The sequence below is a fragment of the Pseudomonas sp. p99-361 genome, assembly GCF_003935475.1.
GTDB classification, from domain to species: Bacteria; Pseudomonadota; Gammaproteobacteria; order Pseudomonadales; family Pseudomonadaceae; genus Aquipseudomonas; species Aquipseudomonas juntendi.
Window position 1 is genome coordinate 123,793 of sequence record NZ_RHQO01000004.1, and the last position, 26,693, is coordinate 150,485.

The 26,693-nt window shown below is 57.3% G+C and carries 37 protein-coding genes and 1 pseudogene; 5 read left to right on the top strand and 33 right to left on the bottom strand.

What is annotated here, in order from left to right; all coding sequences use genetic code 11:
• The first annotated feature begins 23 nt into the window (after positions 1-23).
• The 4 genes from EGJ22_RS03565 to pobA all read left to right on the top strand — a co-directional run bounded on the left by EGJ22_RS03565 (position 24) and on the right by pobA (position 5,410).
• The gene (locus EGJ22_RS03565; protein ID WP_023094434.1) at positions 24-1,058 is read left to right on the top strand and encodes an oxygenase MpaB family protein; all 1,035 of its coding nucleotides are present in this window, start codon (positions 24-26) and stop codon (positions 1,056-1,058) included.
• Positions 1,058-2,530, top strand: coding sequence for an aldehyde dehydrogenase family protein (locus EGJ22_RS03570; protein WP_003137455.1), 1,473 nt, complete (start codon positions 1,058-1,060; stop codon positions 2,528-2,530). Before EGJ22_RS03565 ends, EGJ22_RS03570 begins: the two co-directional genes overlap by 1 nt.
• Before the next feature lie 39 nt (positions 2,531-2,569).
• Positions 2,570-4,090, top strand: a complete 1,521-nt coding sequence (locus EGJ22_RS03575) for an aldehyde dehydrogenase family protein (RefSeq protein ID WP_019486330.1) — start codon at positions 2,570-2,572, stop codon at positions 4,088-4,090.
• 135 nt (positions 4,091-4,225) lie between these two features.
• Positions 4,226-5,410: a 4-hydroxybenzoate 3-monooxygenase gene (gene pobA, locus EGJ22_RS03580; protein ID WP_003137454.1), complete on the top strand. Its 1,185-nt coding sequence runs from the start codon at positions 4,226-4,228 to the stop codon at positions 5,408-5,410.
• 71 nt (positions 5,411-5,481) lie between these two features.
• On the opposite strand, the gene EGJ22_RS03585 is transcribed toward pobA, so the two are convergent.
• Together EGJ22_RS03585 and EGJ22_RS03590 are read right to left on the bottom strand one after the other, a co-directional pair.
• Positions 5,482-6,030: a single-stranded DNA-binding protein gene (locus tag EGJ22_RS03585; RefSeq protein ID WP_009681967.1), complete on the bottom strand. Its 549-nt coding sequence runs from the start codon at positions 6,028-6,030 to the stop codon at positions 5,482-5,484.
• Positions 6,031-6,039: 9 nt separating this feature from the next.
• On the bottom strand, positions 6,040-7,434 hold the full coding sequence (locus EGJ22_RS03590; protein ID WP_009681966.1) for an MFS transporter: 1,395 nt from the start codon (positions 7,432-7,434) through the stop codon (positions 6,040-6,042).
• A gap of 129 nt (positions 7,435-7,563) precedes the next feature.
• Between EGJ22_RS03590 and uvrA the strand changes: the two genes are divergently transcribed.
• Complete coding sequence (gene uvrA / locus EGJ22_RS03595; protein WP_029885054.1) at positions 7,564-10,398, top strand: excinuclease ABC subunit UvrA; 2,835 nt, start codon at positions 7,564-7,566, stop codon at positions 10,396-10,398.
• A 135-nt stretch (positions 10,399-10,533) separates the two neighbouring features.
• Here the strand turns inward: uvrA and bfr are convergent, their stop codons facing one another.
• The 31 genes and pseudogenes from bfr to EGJ22_RS03750 all read right to left on the bottom strand — a co-directional run.
• Positions 10,534-10,998, bottom strand: coding sequence for a bacterioferritin (gene bfr / locus EGJ22_RS03600; protein ID WP_009681979.1), 465 nt, complete (start codon positions 10,996-10,998; stop codon positions 10,534-10,536).
• Positions 10,999-11,160: 162 nt separating this feature from the next.
• Complete coding sequence (locus tag EGJ22_RS03605) at positions 11,161-12,600, bottom strand: catalase (RefSeq protein WP_009681978.1); 1,440 nt, start codon at positions 12,598-12,600, stop codon at positions 11,161-11,163.
• Between the two features lie 171 nt (positions 12,601-12,771).
• Positions 12,772-13,158, bottom strand: a complete 387-nt coding sequence (gene rplQ, locus EGJ22_RS03610) for a 50S ribosomal protein L17 (protein WP_003255451.1) — start codon at positions 13,156-13,158, stop codon at positions 12,772-12,774.
• 42 nt (positions 13,159-13,200) lie between these two features.
• Complete coding sequence (gene rpoA / locus EGJ22_RS03615) at positions 13,201-14,202, bottom strand: DNA-directed RNA polymerase subunit alpha (RefSeq protein WP_003255452.1); 1,002 nt, start codon at positions 14,200-14,202, stop codon at positions 13,201-13,203.
• Between the two features lie 22 nt (positions 14,203-14,224).
• Positions 14,225-14,845, bottom strand: a complete 621-nt coding sequence (gene rpsD, locus EGJ22_RS03620) for a 30S ribosomal protein S4 (RefSeq protein WP_009681977.1) — start codon at positions 14,843-14,845, stop codon at positions 14,225-14,227.
• A gap of 15 nt (positions 14,846-14,860) precedes the next feature.
• Positions 14,861-15,250 (bottom strand): 30S ribosomal protein S11, encoded by a 390-nt coding sequence (gene rpsK, locus EGJ22_RS03625; RefSeq protein WP_003255454.1) that lies wholly within the window; start codon positions 15,248-15,250, stop codon positions 14,861-14,863.
• Positions 15,251-15,268: 18 nt separating this feature from the next.
• Entirely contained in the window at positions 15,269-15,625 is a 357-nt protein-coding gene (gene rpsM, locus EGJ22_RS03630; RefSeq protein ID WP_009681976.1) for a 30S ribosomal protein S13, read from the bottom strand.
• A gap of 131 nt (positions 15,626-15,756) precedes the next feature.
• Entirely contained in the window at positions 15,757-15,873 is a 117-nt protein-coding gene (gene rpmJ, locus EGJ22_RS03635; RefSeq protein ID WP_002555468.1) for a 50S ribosomal protein L36, read from the bottom strand.
• Positions 15,874-15,901: 28 nt separating this feature from the next.
• A complete protein-coding gene (secY, locus tag EGJ22_RS03640; RefSeq protein WP_003257108.1) occupies positions 15,902-17,233 on the bottom strand; it encodes a preprotein translocase subunit SecY in 1,332 nt (443 codons plus the stop codon).
• On the bottom strand, positions 17,234-17,668 hold the full coding sequence (gene rplO / locus EGJ22_RS03645; protein WP_003255461.1) for a 50S ribosomal protein L15: 435 nt from the start codon (positions 17,666-17,668) through the stop codon (positions 17,234-17,236).
• Between the two features lie 3 nt (positions 17,669-17,671).
• Positions 17,672-17,848 (bottom strand): 50S ribosomal protein L30, encoded by a 177-nt coding sequence (gene rpmD, locus EGJ22_RS03650; protein WP_003255463.1) that lies wholly within the window; start codon positions 17,846-17,848, stop codon positions 17,672-17,674.
• Positions 17,849-17,850: 2 nt separating this feature from the next.
• Positions 17,851-18,351 (bottom strand): 30S ribosomal protein S5, encoded by a 501-nt coding sequence (gene rpsE / locus EGJ22_RS03655; protein WP_003255465.1) that lies wholly within the window; start codon positions 18,349-18,351, stop codon positions 17,851-17,853.
• Positions 18,352-18,354: 3 nt separating this feature from the next.
• The gene (gene rplR, locus EGJ22_RS03660) at positions 18,355-18,705 is read right to left on the bottom strand and encodes a 50S ribosomal protein L18 (RefSeq protein ID WP_009681973.1); all 351 of its coding nucleotides are present in this window, start codon (positions 18,703-18,705) and stop codon (positions 18,355-18,357) included.
• A 10-nt stretch (positions 18,706-18,715) separates the two neighbouring features.
• Positions 18,716-19,249 carry a 50S ribosomal protein L6 gene (gene rplF, locus EGJ22_RS03665; protein WP_009681972.1) on the bottom strand — a complete coding sequence of 178 codons (534 nt, stop codon included), beginning with the start codon at positions 19,247-19,249 and terminating at the stop codon, positions 18,716-18,718.
• A gap of 12 nt (positions 19,250-19,261) precedes the next feature.
• Positions 19,262-19,654 (bottom strand): 30S ribosomal protein S8, encoded by a 393-nt coding sequence (gene rpsH, locus EGJ22_RS03670; protein WP_009681971.1) that lies wholly within the window; start codon positions 19,652-19,654, stop codon positions 19,262-19,264.
• Between the two features lie 208 nt (positions 19,655-19,862).
• Positions 19,863-20,168, bottom strand: a complete 306-nt coding sequence (gene rpsN, locus EGJ22_RS03675; RefSeq protein ID WP_009681970.1) for a 30S ribosomal protein S14 — start codon at positions 20,166-20,168, stop codon at positions 19,863-19,865.
• A 13-nt stretch (positions 20,169-20,181) separates the two neighbouring features.
• Entirely contained in the window at positions 20,182-20,721 is a 540-nt protein-coding gene (gene rplE, locus EGJ22_RS03680; protein WP_003255474.1) for a 50S ribosomal protein L5, read from the bottom strand.
• Positions 20,722-20,741: 20 nt separating this feature from the next.
• Complete coding sequence (rplX, locus tag EGJ22_RS03685) at positions 20,742-21,056, bottom strand: 50S ribosomal protein L24 (protein ID WP_003255476.1); 315 nt, start codon at positions 21,054-21,056, stop codon at positions 20,742-20,744.
• Positions 21,057-21,067: 11 nt separating this feature from the next.
• A complete protein-coding gene (gene rplN / locus EGJ22_RS03690) occupies positions 21,068-21,436 on the bottom strand; it encodes a 50S ribosomal protein L14 (RefSeq protein WP_008089810.1) in 369 nt (122 codons plus the stop codon).
• A 23-nt stretch (positions 21,437-21,459) separates the two neighbouring features.
• On the bottom strand, positions 21,460-21,726 hold the full coding sequence (gene rpsQ, locus EGJ22_RS03695) for a 30S ribosomal protein S17 (RefSeq protein WP_023534981.1): 267 nt from the start codon (positions 21,724-21,726) through the stop codon (positions 21,460-21,462).
• Positions 21,727-21,728: 2 nt separating this feature from the next.
• A complete protein-coding gene (gene rpmC / locus EGJ22_RS03700; RefSeq protein WP_002555481.1) occupies positions 21,729-21,920 on the bottom strand; it encodes a 50S ribosomal protein L29 in 192 nt (63 codons plus the stop codon).
• Complete coding sequence (gene rplP / locus EGJ22_RS03705; RefSeq protein WP_003255479.1) at positions 21,920-22,333, bottom strand: 50S ribosomal protein L16; 414 nt, start codon at positions 22,331-22,333, stop codon at positions 21,920-21,922. Before rplP ends, rpmC begins: the two co-directional genes overlap by 1 nt.
• 12 nt (positions 22,334-22,345) lie before the next feature.
• The gene (gene rpsC, locus EGJ22_RS03710) at positions 22,346-23,032 is read right to left on the bottom strand and encodes a 30S ribosomal protein S3 (protein WP_003255481.1); all 687 of its coding nucleotides are present in this window, start codon (positions 23,030-23,032) and stop codon (positions 22,346-22,348) included.
• A gap of 13 nt (positions 23,033-23,045) precedes the next feature.
• Positions 23,046-23,378, bottom strand: coding sequence for a 50S ribosomal protein L22 (gene rplV, locus EGJ22_RS03715; protein ID WP_003103908.1), 333 nt, complete (start codon positions 23,376-23,378; stop codon positions 23,046-23,048).
• Between the two features lie 11 nt (positions 23,379-23,389).
• Entirely contained in the window at positions 23,390-23,665 is a 276-nt protein-coding gene (gene rpsS, locus EGJ22_RS03720) for a 30S ribosomal protein S19 (protein ID WP_003255482.1), read from the bottom strand.
• Between the two features lie 16 nt (positions 23,666-23,681).
• Entirely contained in the window at positions 23,682-24,506 is an 825-nt protein-coding gene (rplB, locus tag EGJ22_RS03725) for a 50S ribosomal protein L2 (RefSeq protein WP_003255483.1), read from the bottom strand.
• A 14-nt stretch (positions 24,507-24,520) separates the two neighbouring features.
• Entirely contained in the window at positions 24,521-24,820 is a 300-nt protein-coding gene (rplW, locus tag EGJ22_RS03730; protein ID WP_003255484.1) for a 50S ribosomal protein L23, read from the bottom strand.
• Positions 24,817-25,419, bottom strand: coding sequence for a 50S ribosomal protein L4 (gene rplD, locus EGJ22_RS03735; RefSeq protein WP_003255485.1), 603 nt, complete (start codon positions 25,417-25,419; stop codon positions 24,817-24,819). The genes rplW and rplD overlap by 4 nt, the downstream gene beginning before the upstream one ends.
• A 12-nt stretch (positions 25,420-25,431) precedes the next feature.
• Entirely contained in the window at positions 25,432-26,067 is a 636-nt protein-coding gene (gene rplC / locus EGJ22_RS03740) for a 50S ribosomal protein L3 (RefSeq protein WP_003255486.1), read from the bottom strand.
• An 80-nt stretch (positions 26,068-26,147) separates the two neighbouring features.
• Positions 26,148-26,459 (bottom strand): 30S ribosomal protein S10, encoded by a 312-nt coding sequence (gene rpsJ / locus EGJ22_RS03745; protein WP_003186070.1) that lies wholly within the window; start codon positions 26,457-26,459, stop codon positions 26,148-26,150.
• A gap of 141 nt (positions 26,460-26,600) precedes the next feature.
• Positions 26,601-26,693: pseudogene (locus tag EGJ22_RS03750) on the bottom strand (elongation factor Tu); the annotation flags it as partial.

Genomic DNA, 26,693 nt, shown 5'->3' on the forward strand with positions numbered 1-26,693 from the left:
TTTTCCGCGTCATGGAGGACATCATGCAAGGCACCAACGCAGCGGTTAGCGACAACCGCGGATACAAATGGATAGCCAGGGAAATAGAGCGGCTGGACCCTGAAAAGGACTTTGCCGAAATCTGGCGGCTGTCCACAACGTACTATGTGAACGACTTTGTGATGAACCTGGTTTACACGCTGGGCATCCCTGCTTTTACCCAACCGCCGGCGGGCAGCGTCGTGATGGGAGTAACGACAGAAAAAGCCATCAAAAAACCGCAGAAGCGTACCGACGACACCTTGCAGCATTTTTGGACCTGGTTCGAATACGGGCCGGATGATCCGAGGATGCAAGCTTCATTGGCGCATGTGAATCGCGGGCATGCAGCACTTGCCAAGCGTTCCCCTGGTACATTCCCGGCTCGCGATGTGATCTATACCACAGCCTGGATCGGGGCCAACCTGCACCGCTTGCGCCTGAGCGTCGGTCTTCCGGGTTTTACCAAAAATCAGCAAATCGCTTCGCAGCGCTACTGGGCCGCTATCTGCCGGCAATTCTGGAGTGAAGACGGTTTAGTCACTGAGTATCCGGAAAGCTTCGAGGCCATGCTGCAGTACATCGAGGATTACGAAGCCCAGCCATGGGAACAGGTTGAATCCGGGCGAGTGCTGACCGAGGCCATCATCAAGCAATTCGTGGATGCCTACTTCCCAGGCCCATTAGGGTGGATTGGCCGTCAACTCTATCTCTCGTTCCAGCTTCCCACCATCAACGGCTTGATGCAGTCCGGGAAACCTAACCCGATCATGAAGTGGGTGATGCGAAAGGGCCTGTGGTTCGGCTTAACGCTTCAGGAGCGTGTCTTCCCCGACCCGAAATTATCAACTCCAGAAAAGGCGCGCAGGAAACCGGTACGCCCAGGCCAACACATTGATCCGCCTACAGCCGAGGTGAAATGTCCTTTCCCTGGAGCGACTAGCCAACCCTCCATACCGTCCGCCGATTCATCTGGTTGCCCTTTCCACGCTGGCAAAGCGAACGGGGAAGCCAACAATTCCGACTTGAGGACTAACTGATGAGCAAGCCAGAGCATTACAGCCAGTTGCACCTTCAACCGATCGGTGGTGTCAGCCGCGCCGGTAGTTCGGATCGTGCGCTGACCGTACTGAACCCGTTCACCGAGTCCCCCCTCATTGAGATCCCGATGGCCACCAAGGCTGATCTGGATGAGGCCTACCTGGTTGCTGAAATAGCTCAGCTGGCCTGGGCATCGTTGGGGCCTTCTGCACGCTCCGCCGTTCTGCTGCGCGCAGCACAAATTCTCGACGAGCGCCACGACGAGGTGGTCAGCTGGCTGGTGAAAGAATCAGGCAGTACCGTGGTCAAGGCGGAGTTTGAATGGATGGCGGCGAAAGCCATCACCCTTGAGGCTGCATCATTCCCCAACCGCGTTCACGGGCGCATTGTAGAGACGGACATACCTGACAAGGAAAGCCGTATCTACCGCAGACCGCTTGGAGTGGTGGGCGTCATCAGCCCTTGGAACTTCCCTCTGCATTTGACCCAACGCTCTGTAGCGCCCGCATTGGCACTCGGCAACGCTGTGGTTATTAAACCAGCAAGCGACACTCCCGTAACAGGCGGTCTGCTACTGGCCCGCATCTTTGAAGAAGCTGGACTTCCACCTGGCGTTCTGAGTGTCGTGGTCGGCGCTGGAGCTGAAATCGGTGATCCGTTTGTCCAGCACAAAGTCCCGGGTTTGATCTCCTTCACAGGGTCTACACCGGTAGGCCAGAACATCGCTAAACAGGTGGGCAGTGGAAAATACCTCAAGCACGTCGCCCTTGAGCTTGGTGGTAACAACCCCTTCGTTGTGTTGGCTGATGCCGATCTTGAACAAGCCTCACATGCAGCTGTTGTAGGCAAGTTCCTTCACCAGGGTCAAATCTGCATGGCGGTAAACCGCTTCATCGTCGAGGACGCTGTGTACGACCGCTTCGTCGAGCTGTTCATTCAGCGTGTGCGTGGTTTGGCACTGGGTGATCCTGCTGATCCGAAGACCGCTGTAGGACCGGTGATCAACCGCAAACAGTTTGGAGGCCTGCAAAAGAAAGTGGAGCAGGCAAAAGCCGAGGGTGCGCACCTGGCTTATGCCGGTGAATCTTCTGGTTTGGTATTCGCTCCGCACGTGTTCACTGAAGTGCAGCCCTCGATGGAATTGGCATACGACGAAATCTTCGGGCCGATTGCAGGGATCATGCGTGCCCGCGACGCTGAACATGCCCTCGCTCTCGCCAACGACACCTGCTACGGACTATCGGCCGCCGTGTTCTGCCAAGACCTGGAGCGTGGCGCGCAATTCGCTCGCCGTATTCACTCTGGAATGGCTCATGTGAACGATATCCCAGTCGCCGACGCTCCAAATATTCCGTTCGGCGGGGAAAAGAATTCAGGGCTCGGCCGCTTCAACGGTGACTGGGCGATTGAAGAATTTACCACCACCCAGTGGGTATCGATTCAGGTGAAGCCACGCCCTTACCCGTTCTGACAGCGCAGGCTGCGTCTTAACCAAAAAGAGATTTTCAACATGATTTACGTCAATCCTGGACAACCTGGCTCCGTCGTTTCGTTCAAAGAGCGCTACGGCAACTACATCAACGGCGAATTTGTCCCACCTCTCGCAGGCCAATACTTCACCAATTCGTCTCCAGTTAACGGTGCAGTGATTGCCGAGTTTCCGCGATCGGGGGCTGACGATGTAGAAAAAGCGCTGGATGCAGCGCACGCGGCAGCCGATGTCTGGGGGAAAACTTCAGTTCAGGATCGTGCGCGAATCCTGTTGAAAATCGCGGATCGGATCGAGGCCAATCTTGAGATTCTCGCAGTGAGTGAAACGTGGGACAACGGTAAGGCGGTACGTGAAACCCTTAATGCTGATGTCCCACTGGCTGCAGATCACTTCCGATACTTTGCAGGCTGCATCCGTGCCCAGGAGGGCGGAGCAGCTGAGATCAATGAACACACTGCGGCCTACCATTTTCATGAACCGCTGGGTGTGGTTGCCCAAATCATTCCCTGGAATTTCCCGCTGCTGATGGCTGCGTGGAAACTCGCTCCGGCATTGGCTGCAGGCAACACCATCGTCCTCAAGCCTGCGGAGCAGACCCCTCTTTCGATCACCGTGTTTATCGAGCTAATTGGTGATCTGTTGCCGCCGGGCGTCCTTAACATTGTTCAAGGCTTTGGCCGCGAAGCTGGTGAAGCACTGGCTACGAGCACGCGAATAGCCAAAATCGCGTTCACCGGTTCAACGCCGGTCGGCTCTCACATCATGAAATGCGCTGCGGCGAGCATCATCCCGAGCACTGTTGAGCTGGGTGGGAAAAGCCCGAACATTTTCTTTGAAGACATCATGGCGGCAGAGCCAGAGTTCATCGAAAAAGCTGCTGAAGGGCTGGTCCTGGCTTTCTTCAACCAAGGGGAGGTATGCACCTGTCCTTCACGAGCTCTCGTTCAGGAATCGATTTTCGAGCCCTTCATGGACGCAGTACAGAGGAAGATGAAGGCCATCAAGCGTGGCAACCCTCTGGACACTGAAACCATGGTAGGTGCTCAGGCGTCGCAACAGCAGTTTGAAAAAATCCTGAGCTACCTGGACATTGCTCAAGAGGAAGGGGCCGAACTACTCGCAGGTGGCGCCTCCGAAGCCTTGGATGGTGATCTCTCCAGCGGGTACTACATACAGCCTACGCTGCTCAAGGGTCACAATAAAATGCGAGTCTTCCAGGAGGAGATCTTCGGACCTGTAGTTGGGGTGACCACCTTCAAAGATGAAGCTGAAGCGTTGGCCATCGCGAATGACACCGAATTTGGCCTCGGCGCCGGCCTGTGGACGCGCGACATCAACCGTGCGTACAGAATGGGTCGTGCTATCAAGGCTGGCCGAGTATGGACCAATTGCTACCACCTCTATCCCGCACACGCGGCATTCGGCGGCTACAAAAAGTCTGGTGTAGGTCGTGAAACCCACAAAATGATGCTCGACCATTATCAGCAGACCAAAAACTTGCTGATCAGCTACGACATCAACCCTTTGGGCTTCTTCTAAACACAACAGGGGTAGCGGTCAGCTCAATACCTGAGCCCGCCACCTCCCGTTCATACGTTCTAAATCTTAGTTACCAGTCGCGTAGCAAGCACCCGGCTGCGCGTGTGAAATGCCTGAGAGTAAATTGAGGTCATTATGAAAACTACTGTCGCGATCATCGGCGCGGGCCCCTCGGGGCTTTTGCTGGGTCAACTACTTCATAAAGCTGGCATCGACAACGTCATTATCGAAAGACAAAGCCCTGACTATGTATTGGGCCGAATTCGTGCCGGGGTTCTTGAGCAAGGAATGGTGGACCTTCTCCGCGAAGCTGGCGTGGCAGAGCGAATGGAGCGTGAGGGCCTTGTTCATGACGGCTTCGAGTTGGCATTCAACAACAAGCGCGTCCATGTCGACCTGAAAGCGTTAACCGGCGGTAAGACCGTCACGATCTACGGCCAAACAGAAGTAACAAGAGACCTCATGGCGGCTCGGCTCAAGAGCGGTGCCACCACGCTTTACTCCGTGCCGGACGTTGAGCTTCACGAACTGAAATCCGACTCACCCTATGTGACGTTTACCTATAACGGTGAGAACGTACGCCTTGACTGCGCGTACGTGGCTGGATGTGACGGTTATCACGGCATCTCCCGTAAATCCATTCCAGAGGGTGTGCTCAAAGAATTCGAACGTGTCTATCCGTTCGGTTGGCTAGGCGTGTTGGCAGATACGCCTCCAGTGAACGATGAGCTGATTTACGCCAAGCATGAACGTGGATTTGCCTTGTGCAGCATGCGATCACCCACTCGCACACGCTACTACGTTCAAGTTGGTTCGGAAGAGAAAGTCGAAAACTGGTCCGATGAGCGCTTCTGGGATGAGCTAAAGAGCCGGCTTCCCAGCGAAACGGCTGCCAAACTGATCACAGGTCCCTCCATCGAAAAGAGCATCGCGCCCCTGCGTAGCTTTGTCGTTGAGCCAATGCAGTACGGGAACCTCTTCTTGGTCGGTGACGCGGCGCACATTGTTCCACCCACCGGGGCGAAAGGACTCAACTTGGCGGCCAGCGATGTGAGCACTCTGTACTCAATCCTCGTGAAGGCCGTTATGGAGGGACGCAAGGATTTGATAGAGCGTTACTCCGAGGTGTGCCTCAAGCGTATCTGGAAAGCGGAGCGCTTCTCCTGGTGGCTGACGTCGATGCTGCATAAATTTCCGGGCACTGACGAGTTCACGCAGCGAATGGTTCAGACCGAACTGGACTACTTTGTCGAGTCCGAGGCAGGGCTGAAGACGATCGCTGAAAACTACGTAGGGCTTCCCTACGAAGTTATTAATTAAGATAAGTCCTTGTTAGCGAAGCCAAATCAATGGCTTCGCTTTTGTTGTTTACAGTATCGAAAAGCTACGGGCTAGAACGGAATATCGTCATCGAAGCTGTCGAAGTCCGCTGCCGGCTGAGGCGCTGGCTGCTGTGGCGCCGGGCGCTGAGGGGCCTGTTGCGGGCGCTGGGCCTGCTGGCGCGGCGGGGCCTGGTTGTACTGCTGTTGACCACCACCCTGGTTGTAGTTGCCGCCACCCTGGTTGTACGGATCACCGCCTTGTTGCTGGCCCTGCGGGCGGCCGCCGAGCAGCTGCATGGTGCCGTTGATGTCGACGATGATCTCGGTGGTGTAACGCTTGATGCCGTCTTTTTCCCACTCGCGGGTCTGCAGCTTGCCTTCGATGTAGCACTGCGAACCTTTACGCAGGTACTCGCCGGCAATTTCGGCAACCTTGCCGAACAGCGACACACGGTGCCACTCGGTACGCTCGACCTTCTGGCCCGACTGCTTGTCAGTCCACTGCTCGCTGGTAGCCAGGCTCAGGTTGGTCACGGCGTTACCGTTGGGCAGGTAGCGGACTTCGGGATCCTGGCCACAAGTGCCGACCAGAATGACTTTGTTAACCCCACGGGCCATAACGTTCTCCTAGGCTTCGCACGCCGAAGAGGCTGGATTCACCAGTCGCTCGAGGGTCGCACGGTCCAAAATTTTCGTATCCAGTTTGATATAGATGGCCGCTTCTTCAGCAACCACCACAGCGTCGGTCACACCCGGCACGGCCATCAGTCGCTCGGTCAGGCCGGCTTCCCGGGCTGCCTCTGGCGTCAGCGGCATGCGCAAGCTGGTCACATACGGCGGCTCGTTCATGGACAACGCGACGATCAGCCAGATTGCACACAATACCGCGCAGCCGAGGAATACCGTGTCCAACCCACCGTGCTGGAACAGCCAGCCACCCAGAATTCCACCCAGTGCCGCACCAAGGAACTGGCTGGTGGAATAAACCCCCATTGCCGTGCCCTTGCCACCGGCAGGCGACACCTTGCTCACCAGCGAAGGCAGCGAGGCCTCCAGCAGGTTGAATGCGGTAAAGAATACCACGGTGCCAATCACCAGTCCGCGCAAACCGTCAGCCCACTCCCAGAAGTATATCTCTGTCAGCAGCAGGACACTGACTGCACCGGCCAACACACGCTTCATCTTGCGCTTTTTTTCGCCGTAGATGATGAACGGCACCATTGCAAAAAATGAGATGAACAGTGCGGTCAGGTAGACCCACCAGTGCTGCTCTTTTGGCAGCCCGCCACGCTCGACGAAGGCCAGGGGCAGCGCGACGAAGCTGGCCATGAGGACGGCGTGCAGCACGAAGATGCTCACGTCCAGGCGCAAAAGGTCCGGATGACGCAGGGTCGGGCCGAGTGCCTTGCGCGCCACACCCGACTCGCGGTGCTGCAGAAGGCTGTGGGTACTGGGCACAACGAAGGCGATCAGCAGGATGCCGACCAGGGCAAGCCCGGCAGTGGCAAGGAACAATCCTGACAAACCAAAGGCACTTGTCAGCAGTGGCCCGACGACCATGGCCACGGCAAACGACAGGCCGATGCTCATGCCGATCATGGCCATGGCCTTGGTCCGGTGTTGTTCACGAGTCAGGTCCGAGAGCAGCGCCATGACGGCAGCCGAAATTGCCCCGGCACCTTGCAGGATGCGCCCCGCGATCACCCCCCAGATAGAGTCGGCCTGGGCCGCCAGGACACTGCCCAGGGCAAAGATCACCAACCCCAGGTAGATGATCGGACGCCGCCCGATGCGGTCGGAAATCATCCCGAACGGAATCTGCAATACCGCCTGGGTCAGGCCATAGGCCCCGATGGCCAGGCCAATCAGCGCAGGTGTGGCACCGGCCAGGTCCATGCCGTAGGTGGCCAGTACCGGCAAGACCATGAACATGCCCAGCATACGAAAGGCAAAGACCAGGGCCAGGCCACCAGCAGCGCGGGTTTCGCTGCTGCTCATGCGCTCGTTGTGGGTGTCATGCATGGCGTAACCTCGTGTGAACCGGCGGCGATTCTATCAGTCCGACAGCTTGACGGCATCTACGCGACGCTTTGCCGCGTACTGGCAGGGGGCCGTATAATTCTTTGTTTATGCCCGCCAAGCGAGGCCGCAGTGGACAAGATCCTGATTCGTGGGGCACGTACCCACAACCTGAAGAACATCGACCTGACCTTGCCCCGGGACAAGCTGATCGTGATCACCGGCCTGTCCGGTTCCGGCAAGTCTTCGCTGGCGTTCGATACCCTGTACGCCGAAGGCCAGCGCCGCTATGTGGAATCGTTGTCGGCCTACGCCCGGCAATTCCTGTCGATGATGGAAAAGCCCGACGTCGACACCATCGAAGGTCTATCCCCGGCAATCTCCATCGAACAGAAATCGACGTCGCATAACCCGCGCTCGACGGTCGGCACCATCACCGAGATCTACGACTACCTGCGCCTGCTGTACGCCCGCGTCGGTACCCCACGCTGCCCGGACCACGACATTCCGCTGGAGGCGCAAACCGTCAGCCAGATGGTCGACCTGGTGCTGGAGCGCCCCGAAGGCAGCAAGCTGATGCTTCTGGCGCCGGTGGTGCGCGAGCGCAAGGGCGAGCACCTGGCAGTGTTCGATGAAATGCGCGCGCAGGGTTTCGTGCGCGCCCGGGTCAACGGCAAGCTCTATGAGCTTGATGAGTTGCCCAAGCTGGACAAGCAGAAGAAGCACAGCATCGATGTGGTAGTGGACCGCTTCAAGGTGCGCGCCGACCTGCAGCAGCGCCTGGCCGAATCGTTCGAAACTGCGCTGAAACTGGCCGACGGGATTGCCCTAGTGGCACCGATGGACGACGAGCAAGGCGAAGAGACGATCTTCTCTGCCCGTTTCGCTTGCCCGGTGTGCGGCCACGCGATCAGCGAGCTGGAGCCCAAGCTGTTTTCCTTCAACAACCCGGCGGGAGCCTGCCCGACTTGCGACGGCCTGGGTGTGAAGCAGTTCTTCGACACCAAGCGCCTGGTCAATGCCGAGCTTACCTTGGCCGAGGGTGCCATCCGCGGCTGGGACCGCCGCAACGTGTACTACTTCCAGATGCTCGGCTCACTGGCGGCGCACTATGGCTTCAGCCTGGAAGAGCCGTTTGGCGAGCTGTCTGCCGAGCACCAGAAGGTGATCCTGCAAGGCAGCGGCAAGCACAGTGTCGACTTCAAGTACCTCAACGACCGCGGCGATATCGTCAAGCGCTCGCACCCGTTCGAAGGCATTGTGCCGAACCTGGAGCGCCGCTACCGCGAGACCGAATCGGCCACCGTGCGTGAAGAACTGGCCAAGTTCCTCGGCACCCAGCCCTGCCCGGACTGCCGCGGCACCCGCCTGCGTCGCGAAGCGCGCCACGTGTGGGTTGGCGAGAAAACCCTGCCGGCGGTCACCAACCTGCCCATTGGCGATGCCAGCAGCTATTTTGCCGAACTGACCCTGACCGGCCGCCGCGGCGAAATTGCCTCGAAAATCCTCAAGGAAATCTGCGAACGCCTGCAGTTCCTGGTCAACGTCGGCCTCGACTACCTCACCCTGGACCGCAGTGCCGACACCTTGTCGGGGGGCGAGGCCCAGCGTATCCGCCTGGCCAGCCAGATCGGCGCAGGCCTGGTGGGGGTGATGTACATTCTCGACGAACCGTCGATCGGCCTTCATCAACGCGACAACGACCGCCTGCTGGCGACGCTCAATCACCTGCGCGACCTGGGTAACACGGTCATTGTGGTGGAGCATGATGAAGACGCCATCCGCCTGGCGGACTACGTAGTGGACATCGGCCCAGGTGCGGGCGTACATGGCGGGCAGATCGTTGCCGAGGGTTCGCCGCAGGAGGTCATGGACCATCCTGACTCGCTGACGGGCAAATACCTGTCGGGGCGCAAGAAGATCGTCGTGCCCGCCAAGCGCACGCCGCGCAACAAGAAGCTGCAACTCAAGCTGAAGGGGGCACGCGGCAACAACCTGCAGAATGTTGACCTCGAGGTGCCGATTGGCTTGTTGACGTGCGTGACCGGGGTATCTGGCTCGGGCAAGTCGACACTGATCAACAACACCCTGTACCCGCTGGCAGCGACCGCCCTGAATGGCGCAAGCAGCATTGAGGCGGCGCCCCACAGCAGCATGGACGGCCTGCAGCACCTGGACAAGGTCGTGGATATCGACCAGAGCCCGATTGGCCGTACCCCGCGCTCGAACCCGGCTACCTACACCGGCATTTTTACTCCGATCCGTGAGCTGTTCTCCGGCGTGCCCGAGTCGCGCTCCCGCGGTTATGGCCCTGGGCGCTTCTCGTTCAACGTCAAGGGCGGCCGTTGCGAGGCCTGCCAGGGCGATGGCTTGATCAAGGTGGAAATGCACTTCCTGCCGGACATCTACGTACCCTGCGACGTGTGCAAGAGCAAGCGCTACAACCGCGAGACCCTGGAGATCAAGTACAAGGGCAAGAACATCCACGAGGTGCTGGAGATGACCATCGAGGATGCCCGCGAGTTCTTCGATGCGGTGCCGGCGTTGGCGCGCAAGCTGCAAACACTGATGGACGTGGGTTTGTCCTACATCAAGCTGGGGCAGTCGGCGACCACCCTGTCCGGCGGCGAGGCGCAACGGGTCAAGCTGTCCCGCGAGCTGTCCAAGCGTGACACCGGCAAGACCCTGTATATCCTCGACGAGCCGACCACTGGTCTGCACTTTGCCGATATTCAGCAGTTGCTGGATGTGCTGCACCGCCTGCGCGACCACGGCAACACCGTGGTGGTGATCGAGCATAACCTGGATGTAATCAAGACGGCCGACTGGCTGGTGGACCTGGGGCCAGAGGGTGGCTCCAAGGGTGGGCAGATCATTGCCTGCGGTACGCCGGAAGAACTGAGCGAGATGAAACAGTCGTATACCGGGCATTACTTGAAACCGCTGCTGGAGCGGGATCGGGCCTAAGGCATTTGGGGGCGCTTTGCGCCCCATCGCGACACAAGGCCGCCCCTACAGGCGATCGCATGAACCTTTGGGTTGCGCGATCGCCTGTAGGGGCGGCCTTGTGTCGCGATGGGCTGCAAAGCAGCCCCCCGGGTATTACATCTGCGATTGCAGGTAGTTCTCCAGGCCAATGGCCTTGATCAGCCCCTGCTGCTTTTCCAGCCAGTAGGTATGATCTTCTTCAGTGTCGGCCAACTGCGCACGCAGAATGTCGCGGCTGACATAGTCCTTGTGCAATTCGCACAACTCGATGCCTTTGCACAACGCAGCGCGCACTTTGTATTCAAGCTTGAGGTCGGCTTCGATCATTTCCGGCACGGTGCTGCCGACTTCCAGGTCGTCTGCACGCATGTCAGGCGTACCTTCCAGCATGAGGATACGACGCATCAGCGCATCAGCGTGTTGCGCCTCTTCTTCCATCTCGTGGTTGATGCGCTCGTAGAGTTTGGACAGGCCCCAGTCTTCGTACATGCGCGAATGAATGAAGTACTGGTCGCGTGCCGCCAGTTCGCCCTTCAGCAGCGTGACGAGGTAGTTGATTACGTCCGGATGGCCTTGCATCGCCCTGTTTCTCCATGTGGAAGCTTCTATGCCGCATAGTGTGAACCAGCTTTTGCCGAAGGTCACCGAAAAAGGGGCAATCCGGGCAAAAAATCGGCTAAACAGTAGTGATATTCATTGAAAAACCGCCCAAATGAGGGCGGTTCTTCTTATCACTTCGAGTTAAGCGAGATTCACGCCCAACGCCTTGGCGATACCTTCGCCATAGGCCGGGTCAGCCATGAAGAAATACTGCAACTGGCGCTGGATGACATCGTCACTGACCCCTGCCATGGCCCCGGCGATGTTGCTGATCAGCAGCGCCTTCTGCTCGTTGCTCATCAAGCGGAAGAGCGCGCCGGCGTGGCTGTAGTAGTCGTTGTCCTCACGGTGATCATGGCGGTCCGCTGCACCGGTGAGCGCCAGTGCAGGTTCAGCGTGACGCGGTGACTGCTTGGGTGCGTCGGCGTAGCTATTAGGCTCGTAATTCGGCGCCGCACCATAACTGCCGGTCGCCATGGAGCCGTCGCGCTGGTAGCTGTTCACAGCGCAGCGCGGTGCATTCACCGGCAGTTGCTGGTGGTTGGTACCGACACGGTAGCGGTGGGCGTCAGCGTAGGCGAATACGCGGCCCTGCAGCATGCGGTCGGGTGACAGACCAACGCCAGGCACCATGTTGCTAGGCCCAAACGCTGCTTGCTCGACTTCAGCGAAATAGTTGAGCGGGTTCCGGTTAAGCTCCAGCACCCCCACCTCGATCAGCGGGTAGTCCTTCTGCGACCAGGTTTTGGTGACGTCGAACGGGTTTTCCTCACGGCTCGCCGCCTCCGCTTCGCTCATGACCTGCATGCACACGGTCCAACGCGGGTAGTCACCACGCTCAATGGCTGCAAACAAGTCGCGCTGCGCATAGTCCGGATCGGTACCGGCCAGGCGCGCCGCTTCTGCGGGGGCGAGGTTCTTGATGCCTTGCTGGGTCTTGAAGTGCCACTTCACCCAGGTGCGCTCGCCTTTCTGGTTGATCAGGCTGTAGGTGTGGCTGCCAAAGCCGTGCATATGGCGATAGCCATCAGGGATGCCTCTATCCGAGAACAGAATGGTGACCTGATGCAGCGCTTCAGGCGAATGCGACCAGAAGTCCCACATCATCTGGGCATTCTTGAGGTTGGTCTGTGGGTGGCGCTTCTGGGTGTGGATAAAGTCCGGGAACTTCAACGGGTCGCGAATGAAGAACACGGGGGTGTTGTTGCCCACAATGTCCCAGTTGCCTTCTTCGGTGTAAAACTTTACGGCGAAGCCACGCGGGTCACGCTCGGTATCGGCTGAACCACGCTCGCCACCAACGGTGGAAAAACGCAGGAAGGTTTCGGTTTGCTTGCCGATTTCGCCGAAAAGCTTGGCGCTGGTGTAGGCCGTTATATCGCGGGTGACGGTGAAGGTGCCGTACGCACCCGAACCCTTGGCGTGTACGCGGCGCTCCGGAATGTTCTCGCGATTGAAATGGGCGAGTTTCTCGATGAGGTGGAAGTCGTCGAGCAACAATGGGCCACGTGGGCCGGCGGAGCGGGAGTTCTGGTTGTCGGCTACTGGTGCACCGCTGGCGGTGGTAAGAGTCTTGCTCATGGGCTCTCCTTATCGGTCTTCGAACGCCGGCTGATCGGCTATGGGAGAGTATCGATGAGCCAAGCTGCTAGAGCAAATTCATTGGCTGACTTGTATTAATAGAAATAAACAATAGCTGCAGACACAAAAAACCGGGCACTAGGCCCGGTTCTTTGTAGCAGACAGAACGTCTTACTCAGCAGCTTCTACAGCACCGCCGACAGGACGATCAACCAGCTCGACGTACGCCATAGGCGCGTTGTCGCCAGCACGGAAACCGCACTTCAGGATGCGCAGGTAGCCGCCCTGACGGGTGGCGTAGCGCTTGCCCAGGTCGTTGAACAGTTTGCCAACAGCGGACTTCGAACGGGTACGGTCGAAGGCCAGACGACGGTTAGCAACGCTGTCTTCCTTGGCCAGGGTGATCAGCGGCTCGGCAACGCGGCGCAGTTCCTTGGCTTTCGGCAGGGTGGTTTTGATCAGCTCGTGCTCGATCAACGACACTGCCATGTTCTGGAACATAGCCTTGCGGTGAGAGCTGGTACGGCTCAGGTGACGTCCACTTTTACGATGACGCATGATTCATTCCTTACCAAACACTACGTTCGGTGATTACGACGATCAGGCGGTCGCCTTGTCGTCTTTCTTAAGACTTGCAGGCGGCCAGTTGTCGAGGCGCATGCCGAGAGACAGACCACGAGAGGCCAGGACGTCCTTGATTTCAGTCAGGGACTTCTTGCCGAGGTTAGGAGTTTTCAACAGCTCTACTTCGGTACGCTGAATCAGGTCGCCGATGTAGTAGATGTTCTCCGCCTTCAGGCAGTTGGCCGAACGTACAGTCAGTTCCAGGTCGTCAACCGGACGCAGCAGGATCGGATCGATCTCGTCTTCCTGCTCGACTACGACAGGCTCGCTGTCACCTTTGAGGTCGACGAACGCGGCCAACTGCTGTTGCAGGATGGTCGCAGCGCGGCGGATAGCCTCTTCAGGGTCCAGGGTGCCGTTGGTTTCCAGATCAATGACCAGTTTGTCCAGGTTGGTACGCTGTTCAACACGGGCGTTCTCGACCACATAGGCGATACGACGCACCGGGCTGAACGAAGCGTCCAACTGCAGACGGCCAATGCTACGGCTTTCGTCTTCGTCGGTTTGACGGGAGTCGGCCGGCTCGTAACCACGACCACGAGCTACAGTGAGCTTCATGTTCAGGGCGCCGTTCGACGCCAGGTTCGCGATTACGTGATCGGGGTTGACGATCTCGACATCGTGATCCAGCTGAATATCGGCAGCGGTAACCACCCCCGAACCCTTTTTCGACAAGGTCAGCGTAACTTCGTCACGACCGTGCAGTTTGATAGCCAGGCCTTTCAGGTTCAACAGGATTTCAATGACGTCTTCCTGAACACCTTCGATCGCGGAGTACTCATGGAGTACGCCATCGATCTCGGCCTCGACTACTGCACAGCCAGGCATGGAGGACAACAGGATGCGGCGCAGCGCGTTGCCCAGGGTATGGCCGAAACCACGCTCGAGAGGCTCGAGCGTAATCTTGGCGCGGGTCGGACTGACTACCTGCACATCAATATGGCGGGGAGTCAGGAACTCATTTACCGAAATCTGCATGGATGCACCTATTTTCTAGCCCTTACTTGGAGTAGAGCTCGACAATCAGGTTCTCGTTGATGTCGGCAGACAGGTCGCTGCGAGCAGGAACGTTCTTGAAAACGCCCGACTTTTTGGCAGCATCCACGTCAACCCACTCAACGCGGCCACGCTGGGCGCAGAGTTCAAGGGCTTGAACAATGCGCAGCTGGCTCAGCGACTTCTCGCGAACCGCGACCACGTCACCCGGACGAACTTGGTAGGATGGAATGTTTACAGTCTTACCGTTGACGCTGATCGCTTTGTGCGAAACCAGCTGACGGGACTCGGAACGAGTCGAGCCGAAGCCCATACGGTAAACGACGTTATCCAGACGGCACTCGAGCAGTTGCAGCAGGTTCTCACCGGTTGCGCCTTTTTTCGAGGCAGCAGCTTGGTAGTAACCGCGGAACTGACGCTCCAGAACACCGTAGATACGACGAACTTTTTGTTTCTCACGCAGCTGGGTGCCGTAGTCGGACTGACGGCCACGGCGCTGGCCGTGGATACCTGGGGCTGCTTCGATGTTGCACTTCGATTCCAGAGCGCGAACGCCGCTCTTCAGGAACAGGTCAGTGCCTTCACGACGAGACAGTTTGCATTTTGGACCAATGTAACGTGCCATTCTTCTGTCTCCTGATTACACGCGACGCTTCTTCGGCGGACGGCACCCGTTGTGCGGGATAGGCGTCACGTCGGTGATGCTGGCGATCTTGTAGCCGCAGCTGTTCAATGCACGAACGGCGGACTCACGACCTGGACCTGGACCCTTGACGTTTACGTCGAGGTTTTTCAGACCGTATTCCAGCGCAGCTTGACCAGCACGCTCAGCAGCAATCTGAGCTGCGAACGGGGTGGATTTGCGCGAACCACGGAAACCCGAACCACCGGAGGTCGCCCAGGACAAAGCATTGCCCTGACGGTCGGTGATGGTCACGATGGTGTTGTTGAAAGATGCATGGATGTGGGCGATGCCATCAACCACTGTCTTTTTAACTTTTTTACGAGGACGAGCAGCAGGTTTTGCCATGTCTATATTCCTGGGCGATTACTTGCGGATCGGCTTACGCGGGCCCTTACGGGTGCGTGCGTTGGTCTTGGTGCGCTGACCGCGAACCGGCAGACCTTTACGATGACGCAGGCCGCGGTAGCAACCCAGGTCCATCAAGCGCTTGATCTTCATGTTGACGTCACGACGCAGGTCACCTTCAGTGGTGAACTTCGCGACTTCGCCACGCAGGGTTTCGATTTGCTCGTCGCTCAGATCCTTGATCTTTGCGGCTGGATTTACACCAGCGTCTACACAGATCTTCTGTGCAGTTGTGCGACCGACACCATAGATGTAGGTCAGCGAGATAACAGTATGCTTGTTATCTGGAATGTTGACGCCTGCAATACGGGCCATTCAGTGGGACTCCAATTGACAGCTACCTACGCCCCGGAAGCCAAGAAATAGGGCGCGAGATAATATCGCTGTAGAAACGAATAATCAACCCAGCAGCACACTAGCTGCTGGGTTTGAAGCGCAGATCACACTCAGCCTTGGCGCTGTTTGTGACGCGGTTCCGCGCTGCAGATCACTCGTACGACGCCTTCGCGACGGATGATCTTGCAGTTACGGCACAGCTTTTTCACCGATGCACGAACTTTCATTACCGACTCCTCGAACCTTAGGGGCGTATCAGCGCAGCAGGCCGCTGCCACCGTAGCCTTTCAGGTTGGCTTTCTTCATCAGGGATTCGTACTGGTGCGAAACGAGGTGCGATTGTACTTGGGACATGAAGTCCATCACAACCACTACCACAATCAGCAACGAGGTCCCGCCAAGGTAGAACGGCACATTTGCTGCCACCACCAGGAACTGGGGCAGAAGGCAGACGGCCATCATGTAAAGAGCACCGAACATGGTCAAACGGGTCAGTACGCCATCAATGTAGCGTGCCGACTGCTCACCAGGACGGATACCCGGAATAAAGGCACCGGACTTCTTCAGGTTTTCCGCTACGTCTTTCGGGTTGAACATCAACGCTGTGTAGAAGAAGCAGAAGAAAATGATCCCTGCACTAAACAGCAGAATGTTCAACGGCTGACCAGGAGCGATCGACTGCGAGATGTCCTGCAGCCAGCCCATACCTTCGGACTGACCGAACCAGGCACCCAGCGAAGCCGGGAACAGCAAAATGCTGCTCGCGAAAATGGCCGGGATAACCCCCGCCATGTTCACCTTCAACGGCAAGTGGCTGGTCTGCGCAGCGAAGACCTTGCGGCCCTGCTGACGCTTGGCGTAGTGAACGGCGATACGACGCTGACCACGCTCAATGAACACCACGAAACCGATAATCGCTACTGCCAGCAAACCGATTGCGACCAGGGCGAAAATGTTGATATCGCCTGTACGTGCAGACTCGAAAGACTGCCCGATTGCTCTCGGAAGACCGGCAACGATACCCGCGAAGATCAACATCGAGATACCGTTGCCCACACCGCGCTCGGTGATCTGCTCGCCCAGCCACATCATGAACATCGCGCCCGCCACGAAGGTGGAGACGGCGACGACATGGAAGCCCAGGCCTACAGAAAACGCCACGCCCTGGTTGGCCAGGCCAATGGACATGCCAATGGCTTGAACCAGTGCCAGGATAACGGTGCCGTAGCGGGTGTACTGGCTGATCTTGCGACGGCCAGCTTCACCTTCCTTCTTCAACTGCTCCAGTTGCGGGCTGACCGCAGTCATCAGCTGCATGATGATCGATGCCGAGATGTACGGCATGATCCCCAGTGCAAAGATGCTCATGCGCTCGAGCGCGCCACCGGAAAACATGTTGAACAAGCTAAGAATGGTCCCCTCATTCTGCCGAAACAGATCCGCCAGACGGTCCGGATTGATGCCAGGCACCGGGATATGTGCGCCTATCCGATAGACGATGATCGCCATGAACAGAAAGCGCAGACGAGCCCAGAGTTCCGACATCCCGCCCTTACCGAGCGAAGAGAGAGCACCTTGCTTAGCCATTTATTCCTCGAATTTGCCGCCAGCTGCTTCGATAGCCGCACGCGCACCCTTGGTGGCTGCGATACCCTTGATGGTGACTGCGCGAGTAACTTCGCCAGACAGCATGATTTTCACACGCTGAATGTGCTGGTTGATCACGTTGGCATCCTTCAGGGATTGCACGGAGATCACGTCGCCTTCCACTTTGGCCAGCTCGGACAGACGCACTTCAGCGCGGTCCATGGCTTTCAGGGAAACGAAGCCGAACTTCGGCAGACGACGGTGCAGCGGCTGTTGACCGCCTTCGAAGCCAGGAGCGATCGAACCACCCGAACGGGAAGTCTGACCTTTGTGGCCACGGCCGCCGGTCTTACCCAGACCGCTACCGATACCACGACCTGGACGATGCTTCTCGCGACGGGAACCCGGCGCTGGACTCAGATCATTGAGTTTCATCGATTAGCCCTCGACCTTCAGCATGTAGTAAGCCTTGTTGATCATCCCGCGGTTCTCGGGAGTATCCTGGACTTCTACAGTGTGACCGATGCGACGCAGACCCAGGCCTTTAACACACAGTTTGTGGTTAGGCAGACGGCCCGAGACGCTCTTGATCAGCGTTACTTTTACGGTTGCCATGATCAGAAGATCTCCTCGACGCTCTTGCCGCGCTTGGCAGCAATGGATTCAGGAGATTGCATGGCTTTCAGACCCTTGAAGGTGGCGTAAACCACGTTCACTGGGTTGGTCGAACCGTAGCACTTGGCCAGAACGTTCTGAACACCAGCAACTTCCAGGACAGCACGCATTGCGCCACCGGCGATGATACCGGTACCTTCCGAAGCAGGCTGCATGTAAACCTTCGAGGCGCCGTGGGCAGCCTTGGTGGCGTACTGCAGGGTAGTGCCCTTCAGGTCAACCTGGATCATGTTGCGACGGGCAGCTTCCATGGCTTTCTGGATCGCGGCTGGTACTTCGCGCGATTTGCCACGGCCGAAGCCGACACGACCTTTACCATCACCTACCACGGTCAGCGCGGTGAAGGTGAAGATACGGCCGCCTTTTACGGTTTTGGCAACGCGGTTAACTTGAACCAGCTTCTCGATGTAGCCTTCGTCGCGCTTTTGATCGTTATTTGCCATAACTTAGAACTCCAGCCCGCCTTCACGAGCAGCATCAGCCAGCGCTTTGACGCGGCCATGGTACTTGAAGCCGGAACGGTCAAAGGCAACTTGAGATACACCGGCGGCTTTCGCACGCTCAGCTACCAGCTTGCCAACCTTAGTGGCCGCGTCGATGTTGCCAGTGGCGCCATCACGCAGTTCTTTGTCCAAGGTCGAGGCGCTTGCCAGAACCTTGCTGCCGTCGGCCGAAATGACCTGGGCGTAGATGTGCTGCGAGGAGCGGAACACGCACAGGCGCACGACTTCGAGTTCGTGCATCTTGAGACGTGCTTTGCGAGCGCGACGCAGTCGAATAACTTTTTTGTCGGTCATTTACTAGGCCCTACTTCTTCTTGGCTTCTTTACGACGGACTACTTCGTCCGCGTAACGCACACCTTTACCTTTGTAAGGCTCTGGCGGACGGAAGTCGCGGATTTCAGCGGCCACCTGACCCACCAGCTGCTTGTCGATACCCTTGATCAGGATGTCGGTCTGGCTTGGGGTTTCAGCGGTGATACCGGCTGGCAGTTCGTAGTCCACTGGGTGCGAGAAGCCCAGAGCCAGGTTCAGGACGGTGCCTTTAGCCTGTGCCTTGTAACCAACACCGACCAGCTGGAGCTTGCGCTCGAAGCCTTGGCTTACGCCTTGGACCATGTTGTTCACCAGAGCGCGGGTGGTACCGGCCATGGCGCGAGCTTGCTGGTCACCGTTGCGAGCGACGAAACGCAGCTCGCCAGATTCTTCGGTAACTTCAACAGACGAGTGAACGTTCAGTTCGAGAGTGCCTTTGGCACCCTTCACCGAAAGCTGCTGGCCGGCGAATTTGACTTCGACGCCTGCTGGCAGCTTAACGGGGTTCTTAGCGACGCGAGACATGCCTATCTCCCCTTAGAACACTGTGCACAGAACTTCGCCGCCGACACCGGCAGCGCGCGCAGCGCGATCAGTCATCACACCTTTGTTGGTGGAGACGATAGACACGCCCAGACCGCCACGTACTTTCGGCAGCTCTGCGACGGACTTGTACTGGCGCAGGCCTGGACGGCTGGAGCGCTTCAGTTCTTCGATGACCGGACGGCCTTCGAAATACTTCAGTTCGATCGACAGGGAAGGCTTGGCCTCACCAGTTACCTGGTAGCCAGCGATGTAACCTTCGTCTTTCAGAACTTTGGCAACCGCGACCTTCAGGGTGGAGGAAGGCATGCTTACGACGGACTTTTCAGCCATCTGGGCATTACGGATGCGAGTTAGCATGTCCGCTAACGGGTCCTGCATACTCATGGGCTAGATGCTCCTGATACAAGAATTATTAGCCTTGCGGCTATCACAACCACCCGAACAGGCAGGGGAAAACCCCAGGCTCAGGTGAGCCGGTCATTCTAGACACAAGGTAGAAACGAAACAAGCCCCATGTAGGGGCTTGTTTGATGGCAAGGTCACCGGCGGTCGGAAGATTGCTCCCCTTGCGCCGGGATCTTGCCTGCAGCGATTACCAGGAGGCCTTGACCAGACCTGGTACGTCACCGCGCATTGCAGCTTGACGCAGCATGTTACGGCCCAGGCCGAACTTACGGTATACACCGTGAGGACGACCGGTCAGGCGGCAACGGTTGCGCAGGCGCGAAGCGCTAGCGTCGCGTGGCTGCTTCTGCAGAGCGACTACGGCAGCGAAACGCTCTTCAGGAGAGGCGTTGACGTTGACGATGGTCGCTTTCAGTTCAGCACGCTTCTTAGCGAACTTGGCTACCGTGAGCTGACGCTTCAGCTCGCGGTTTTTCATGCTCTTCTTGGCCATTTTCCTACTCCAATCAGTTGCGGAACGGGAACTTGAAAGCACGCAGCAGAGCGCGGCCTTCGTCGTCCGAACGAGCAGTGGTGGTCAGGGTGATGTCCAAACCGCGCAGAGCATCGATCTTGTCGTAGTCGATTTCCGGGAAGATGATCTGCTCTTTCACGCCCATGCTGTAGTTGCCACGGCCATCGAAGGACTTGGCATTCAGGCCGCGGAAGTCGCGGACCCGAGGCAGGGAGATCGCCAGCAGGCGGTCCAGGAATTCGTACATCTTGTCGCTACGCAGGGTCACCTTGACGCCGATAGGCCAGCCTTCGCGGACTTTGAAGCCAGCGATGGACTTGCGAGCGAAAGTCACAACCGGCTTTTGACCGGTGATCTTTTCCAGGTCGGCAACAGCGTGCTCGATGACTTTCTTGTCGCCGATCGCTTCGCCCAGACCCATGTTCAGGGTGATCTTGGTAACGCGCGGAACTTCCATCACGTTCGACAGCTTAAGTTCTTCCTTAAGCTTAGGAGCGATTTCGTTCCGGTAAATCTCTTTCAGTCGTGCCATGGTCTTCTACCTAGCAGTGTTCAAGCATCAACCGCTTTTTGGGTCGACTTGAAGACACGAATTTTTTTACCGTCTTCTACTTTGAAGCCAACGCGATCAGCCTTGTTGGTTTCACCGTTGAAGATGGCAACGTTGGAAGCGTGCAGAGGCGCTTCTTTCTCGACGATACCGCCCTGTACGCCCGCCATCGGGTTAGGCTTGGTATGACGCTTGACCAGGTTCACGCCACCGATGACCAGACGGTCATCAGCCAGAACCTTCAGCACCTTACCGCGCTTACCTTTGTCTTTGCCGGCGATCACGATGATCTCGTCGTCACGACGAATCTTTTGCATGTCGGATCTCCTTACAGCACTTCAGGGGCGAGCGAGACGATCTTCATGAACTTCTCGGTACGAAGTTCACGGGTCACTGGCCCGAAGATGCGAGTGCCGATCGGCTCTTGCTTGGTGTTCAGCAGAACAGCAGCGTTGCCGTCGAAACGAATGATGGAACCGTCAGCGCGACGTACACCGTGACGGGTACGGACGACAACAGCAGTCATCACCTGGCCTTTTTTGACCTTACCGCGCGGAATTGCTTCCTTGACGGTTACTTTGATGATGTCACCGATGCCGGCGTAACGGCGGTGCGAGCCGCCGAGCACCTTGATGCACATGACGCGACGAGCGCCGCTGTTATCGGCCACATCGAGCATGGATTGAGTCTGAATCATAAAATTTCTCCGACCCCTAGCCCTTAGACTTCAACAGCGCGTTCGAGGACTTCAACCAGTGCCCAGGACTTGGTCTTGGCCAGCGGACGGGTTTCGGTAATGGAAACCTTGTCGCCGATTTTGCACTGGTTGGTTTCGTCGTGCGCGTGCAGCTTAGTCGAACGCTTAACGTATTTACCGTAGATCGGGTGCTTAACGCGACGCTCGATCAGAACGGTGATGGTCTTGTCCATTTTGTCGCTGACGACACGGCCAGTCAGCGTACGGACGGTTTTTTCAGCTTCAGCCATGATCACTTACCTGCCTGCTGGTTGAGCACAGTTTTCACGCGAGCGATGTCACGCTTAACTTGCGAGAGCAGGTGCGACTGCCCCAACTGGCCAGTTGCTTTCTGCATACGCAGATTGAACTGGTCGCGCAGCAAGCCGAGCAGTTGCTCGTTCAGTTGCTGTGCCGATTTTTCACGAAGTTCATTCGCTTTCATCACATCACCGTCCGCTTAACAAAGGAGGTGGCGAGAGGCAGCTTTGCAGCAGCCAGGGCGAAAGCTTCGCGCGCCAGCTCTTCAGAAACACCCTCGATCTCGTACAGGACTTTGCCTGGCTGGATCTGGGCAACCCAGTACTCCACGGAACCCTTACCTTTACCCATACGAACCTCGAGAGGCTTCTTGGAGATCGGCTTGTCCGGGAACACACGGATCCAGATCTTGCCGCCACGCTTAACGTGACGGGTCAGCGCACGACGTGCGGACTCGATCTGGCGAGCGGTGAGGCGACCGCGAGCAACAGCTTTCAGGGCGAATTCGCCGAAGCTGACTTTGCTACCGCGCAGTGCCAGACCACGGTTGTGGCCAGTCATCTGCTTGCGGAATTTTGTACGCTTTGGTTGCAACATTTGGCGTACCCCTTACTTAGCAGCTTTTTTACGAGGCGCTGGTGCTTGTGGTTTCAGTTCTTCTTGGCGACCACCAATAACTTCGCCTTTGAAGATCCAAACCTTCACACCGATCACACCGTAAGTGGTGTGAGCTTCGTAGGTGTTGTAGTCGATATCGGCACGCAGGGTGTGCAGCGGCACACGACCTTCGCGATACCACTCGGTACGAGCAATCTCAGCACCGCCGAGACGACCGCTCACCTGGATCTTGATGCCCTTGGCACCAATACGCATGGCGTTCTGTACGGCGCGCTTCATGGCGCGACGGAACATTACGCGGCGTTCCAGCTGCTGAGCTACGCTCTGCGCAACCAGCATAGCGTCGAGTTCCGGCTTGCGGATCTCTTCGATGTTGATGTGCACAGGCACACCCATCTGCTTGGTCAGGTCCTGACGCAGCTTCTCGACATCTTCACCTTTCTTCCCGATAACGATACCTGGACGAGCGGTGTGGATGGTGATGCGTGCAGTTTGAGCCGGACGATGAATATCGATACGGCTTACGGACGCGCTTTTTAGTTTGTCTTGGAGGTACTCACGCGTTTTCAGATCCTTCAACAGGTAATCTGCGTAAGTAGCACCGTCTGCGTACCAGACGGAGGTGTGCTCCTTGACGATTCCCAGGCGAATGCCAGTGGGATGTACTTTCTGACCCATCTGATCGACTCCGTTACTTGTCCGCAACCTTGACAGTGATATGGCAAGACCGCTTGACGATGCGATCAGCACGGCCTTTGGCACGTGGCATGATGCGCTTCAGCGAACGCCCTTCGTTGACGAAGACGGTGGAGACCTTCAGGTCATCAACGTCTGCGCCTTCGTTGTGTTCGGCGTTGGCTACGGCCGACTCGAGGACTTTCTTCATGATTTCAGCAGCTTTTTTGCTGCTGAAGGCCAACAGGTTGAGCGCTTCGCCCACCTTCTTCCCGCGGATCTGGTCGGCGACCAAGCGGGCTTTCTGGGCGGAGATTCGAGCGCCCGACAACTTAGCGGCTACTTCCATTTCCTTACCCCTTAACGCTTGGCTTTCTTGTCAGCCACGTGCCCGCGATAGGTGCGGGTACCGGCGAACTCGCCCAGTTTGTGGCCGACCATGTCTTCGTTCACCAGAACTGGGACATGTTGACGACCGTTGTGTACCGCGATGGTCAGACCGACCATTTGTGGCAGGATCATCGAACGACGCGACCAGGTTTTAACTGGCTTGCGATCATTCTTCTCCACCGCCACTTCGACCTTCTTCAGCAGGTGAAGATCGATAAAAGGACCTTTTTTCAGAGAACGTGGCACTGTCGTATCCCTCTAGTTACTTGCGACGACGGACGATCATGTTGTCGGTACGCTTATTACCACGGGTTTTAGCACCCTTGGTTGGGAAGCCCCATGGCGATACCGGATGACGACCACCGGAGGTACGACCTTCACCACCACCGTGTGGGTGGTCAACCGGGTTCATGGCAACACCACGAACGGTTGGGCGAACGCCGCGCCAGCGTTTGGCACCAGCTTTACCCAGCGAACGCAGGCTGTGCTCGGAGTTCGAGACTTCGCCCAGGGTCGCACGGCACTCAGCCAGGACTTTACGCATTTCACCAGAGCGCAGACGCAGGGTCACGTAGACACCTTCGCGAGCGATCAGCTGAGCCGAAGCACCAGCGGAACGAGCGATCTGTGCACCTTTACCCGGCTTCAGTTCGATGCCGTGGATGGTGCTACCTACTGGAATGTTGCGCAGCTGCAGGGAGTTACCGGCCTTGATTGGGGCCAGTGCACCTGCGATCAGCTGGTCGCCAGCGCTCACGCCTTTAGGGGCGATGATGTAGCGACGCTCACCGTCTGCGTAGCACAGCAGGGCGATGTGAGCAGTACGGTTCGGGTCGTATTCGATACGCTCGACAGTGGCTGGGATGCCATCTTTGTCGTTGCGACGGAAGTCGACCAGACGGTAATGCTGCTTATGACCACCACCAACGTGACGAGTGGTAATACGGCCATTGTTGTTACGACCACCAGACTTCGATTTTTTCTCGATCAGCGGTGCGTGAGGAGCGCCTTTGTGCAGCTCCTTGTTGACCACCTTGACCACGAAACGGCGGCCAGGGGAAGTCGGTTTGCATTTAACGATTGCCATGATGCACCCCTTCCTTACTCAGCACTGCTGCTGAAATCGAGATCTTGGCCTGGCTGAAGGGAGACGATCGCCTTCTTCCAGTCATTACGCTTGCCCAGACCACGTGCGGTACGCTTGGTTTTACCCAGAACGTTAACAGTCGACACGTTTTCAACTTTTACGTTGAACAGGCCTTCGACAGCTTTCTTGATTTCCAGCTTGGTTGCATCGGTAGCAACCTTGAATACGAACTGGCCTTTTTTCTCAGCCAGAACGGTAGCCTTCTCGGAAACGTGCGGGCCAAGGAGGACTTTGAATACGCGTTCCTGGTTCATCCCAGCAGCTCCTCGAATTTCTTCACGGCCGAGACAGTGATCAACACTTTCTCGTATGCGATCAGACTGACCGGGTCGGAACCTTGTACGTCACGTACATCGACGTGCGGCAGGTTACGAGCAGCCAGGTACAGGTTCTGATCAACAGCGTCGGAAACGATCAAAACATCGCTCAGACCCATGCCGTTCAGCTTGTTCAGCAGATCTTTGGTTTTTGGCGCTTCAACAGCGAAGTCCTGAACCACGACCAGACGGTCGCTACGCACCAGCTCAGCGAGGATGGAGCGCAGTGCTGCGCGGTACATCTTCTTGTTGAGCTTCTGCGAGTGATCTTGAGGGCGAGCTGCGAAGGTTACACCACCGCCACGCCAGATCGGACCACGAGTGGTACCAGCACGAGCACGGCCAGTACCCTTCTGACGCCATGGGCGCTTACCGCCACCAGCCACGTCGGAACGGGTCTTCTGCTGCTTGGTACCCTGACGGCCGCCAGCCATGTAGGCCACGACTGCTTGGTGAACCAGCGTCTCGTTGAATTCGCCACCGAAAGTCAGTTCGGAAACTTCGATCGCCTGAGCGTCATTTACATTAAGTTGCATGTCAGTTTCCCCTTAACCGCGAGCCTTGACAGCTGGACGTACAACCACGTCGCCACCAGTAGCGCCAGGTACGGCACCTTTGATCAGCAGCAGGTTGCGTTCAGCGTCTACGCGAACTACTTCCAGGGACTGAACAGTCACGCGCTCGGCGCCCATGTGACCGGACATTTTCTTGCCCTTGAACACACGACCAGGAGTCTGGCACTGGCCGATGGAACCAGGAACACGGTGCGACACGGAGTTACCGTGGGTGTTGTCCTGACCACGGAAGTTCCAGCGCTTGATGGTACCGGCAAAGCCTTTACCTTTGGACTGACCAGTAACGTCAACCAGCTGGCCTGCAGTGAAGAGTTCAGCTTTGATCAGATCGCCAGCCTGGAAATCGCCTTCTTCAAGACGGAACTCCCAAACACCGCGACCAGCGGCAACGTTGGCCTTGGCGAAGTGGCCTGCCTGAGCGGCAGTCACACGCGAAGCACGACGCTCGCCGACAGTGACTTGCACTGCACGGTAGCCATCGGTTTCTTCAGTTTTGAACTGGGTGACGCGATTCGGCTCGATCTCAATGACCGTGACCGGAATGGAGACACCTTCTTCGGTGAAAATGCGGGTCATACCGCACTTGCGACCGATTACACCAATAGTCATGTTGTAAACCTCATGAGTGTACGGGGCTTTCACCCGCTATGGCCGCCCATTTCAGAGCGTTACACGACTAGACCGAAGTCTTAGCCGAGGCTGATCTGTACTTCCACACCTGCCGCCAGATCAAGCTTCATCAGCGCGTCAACGGTTTTATCCGTTGGCTGGACGATGTCCAGAACACGCTTATGAGTGCGGATCTCGTACTGGTCACGCGCGTCTTTGTTGACGTGCGGGGAAACCAGAACGGTGAAACGCTCTTTGCGGGTAGGCAGTGGAATTGGACCACGCACTTGTGCACCAGTACGTTTCGCGGTTTCCACGATTTCCTGGGTGGATTGGTCGATCAGGCGATGGTCGAAAGCCTTCAACCTGATACGGATTTGCTGATTTTGCATTGGATTTCAGACTCCAGGCTGTTCCCAACGGACGCACTACGCCCGCTAAAAGGAGGCGTGATTCTATAGACGCCCCCATTTAGTGTCAACCCAATAAAAAAAACCCCCGCTGAGCGGGGGTTTTTTCAATCGGTCGAGAGATTACTCGATGATTTTGGCTACGACGCCGGCGCCGACGGTACGACCGCCTTCACGGATAGCGAAGCGCAGACCGTCTTCCATTGCGATGGTCTT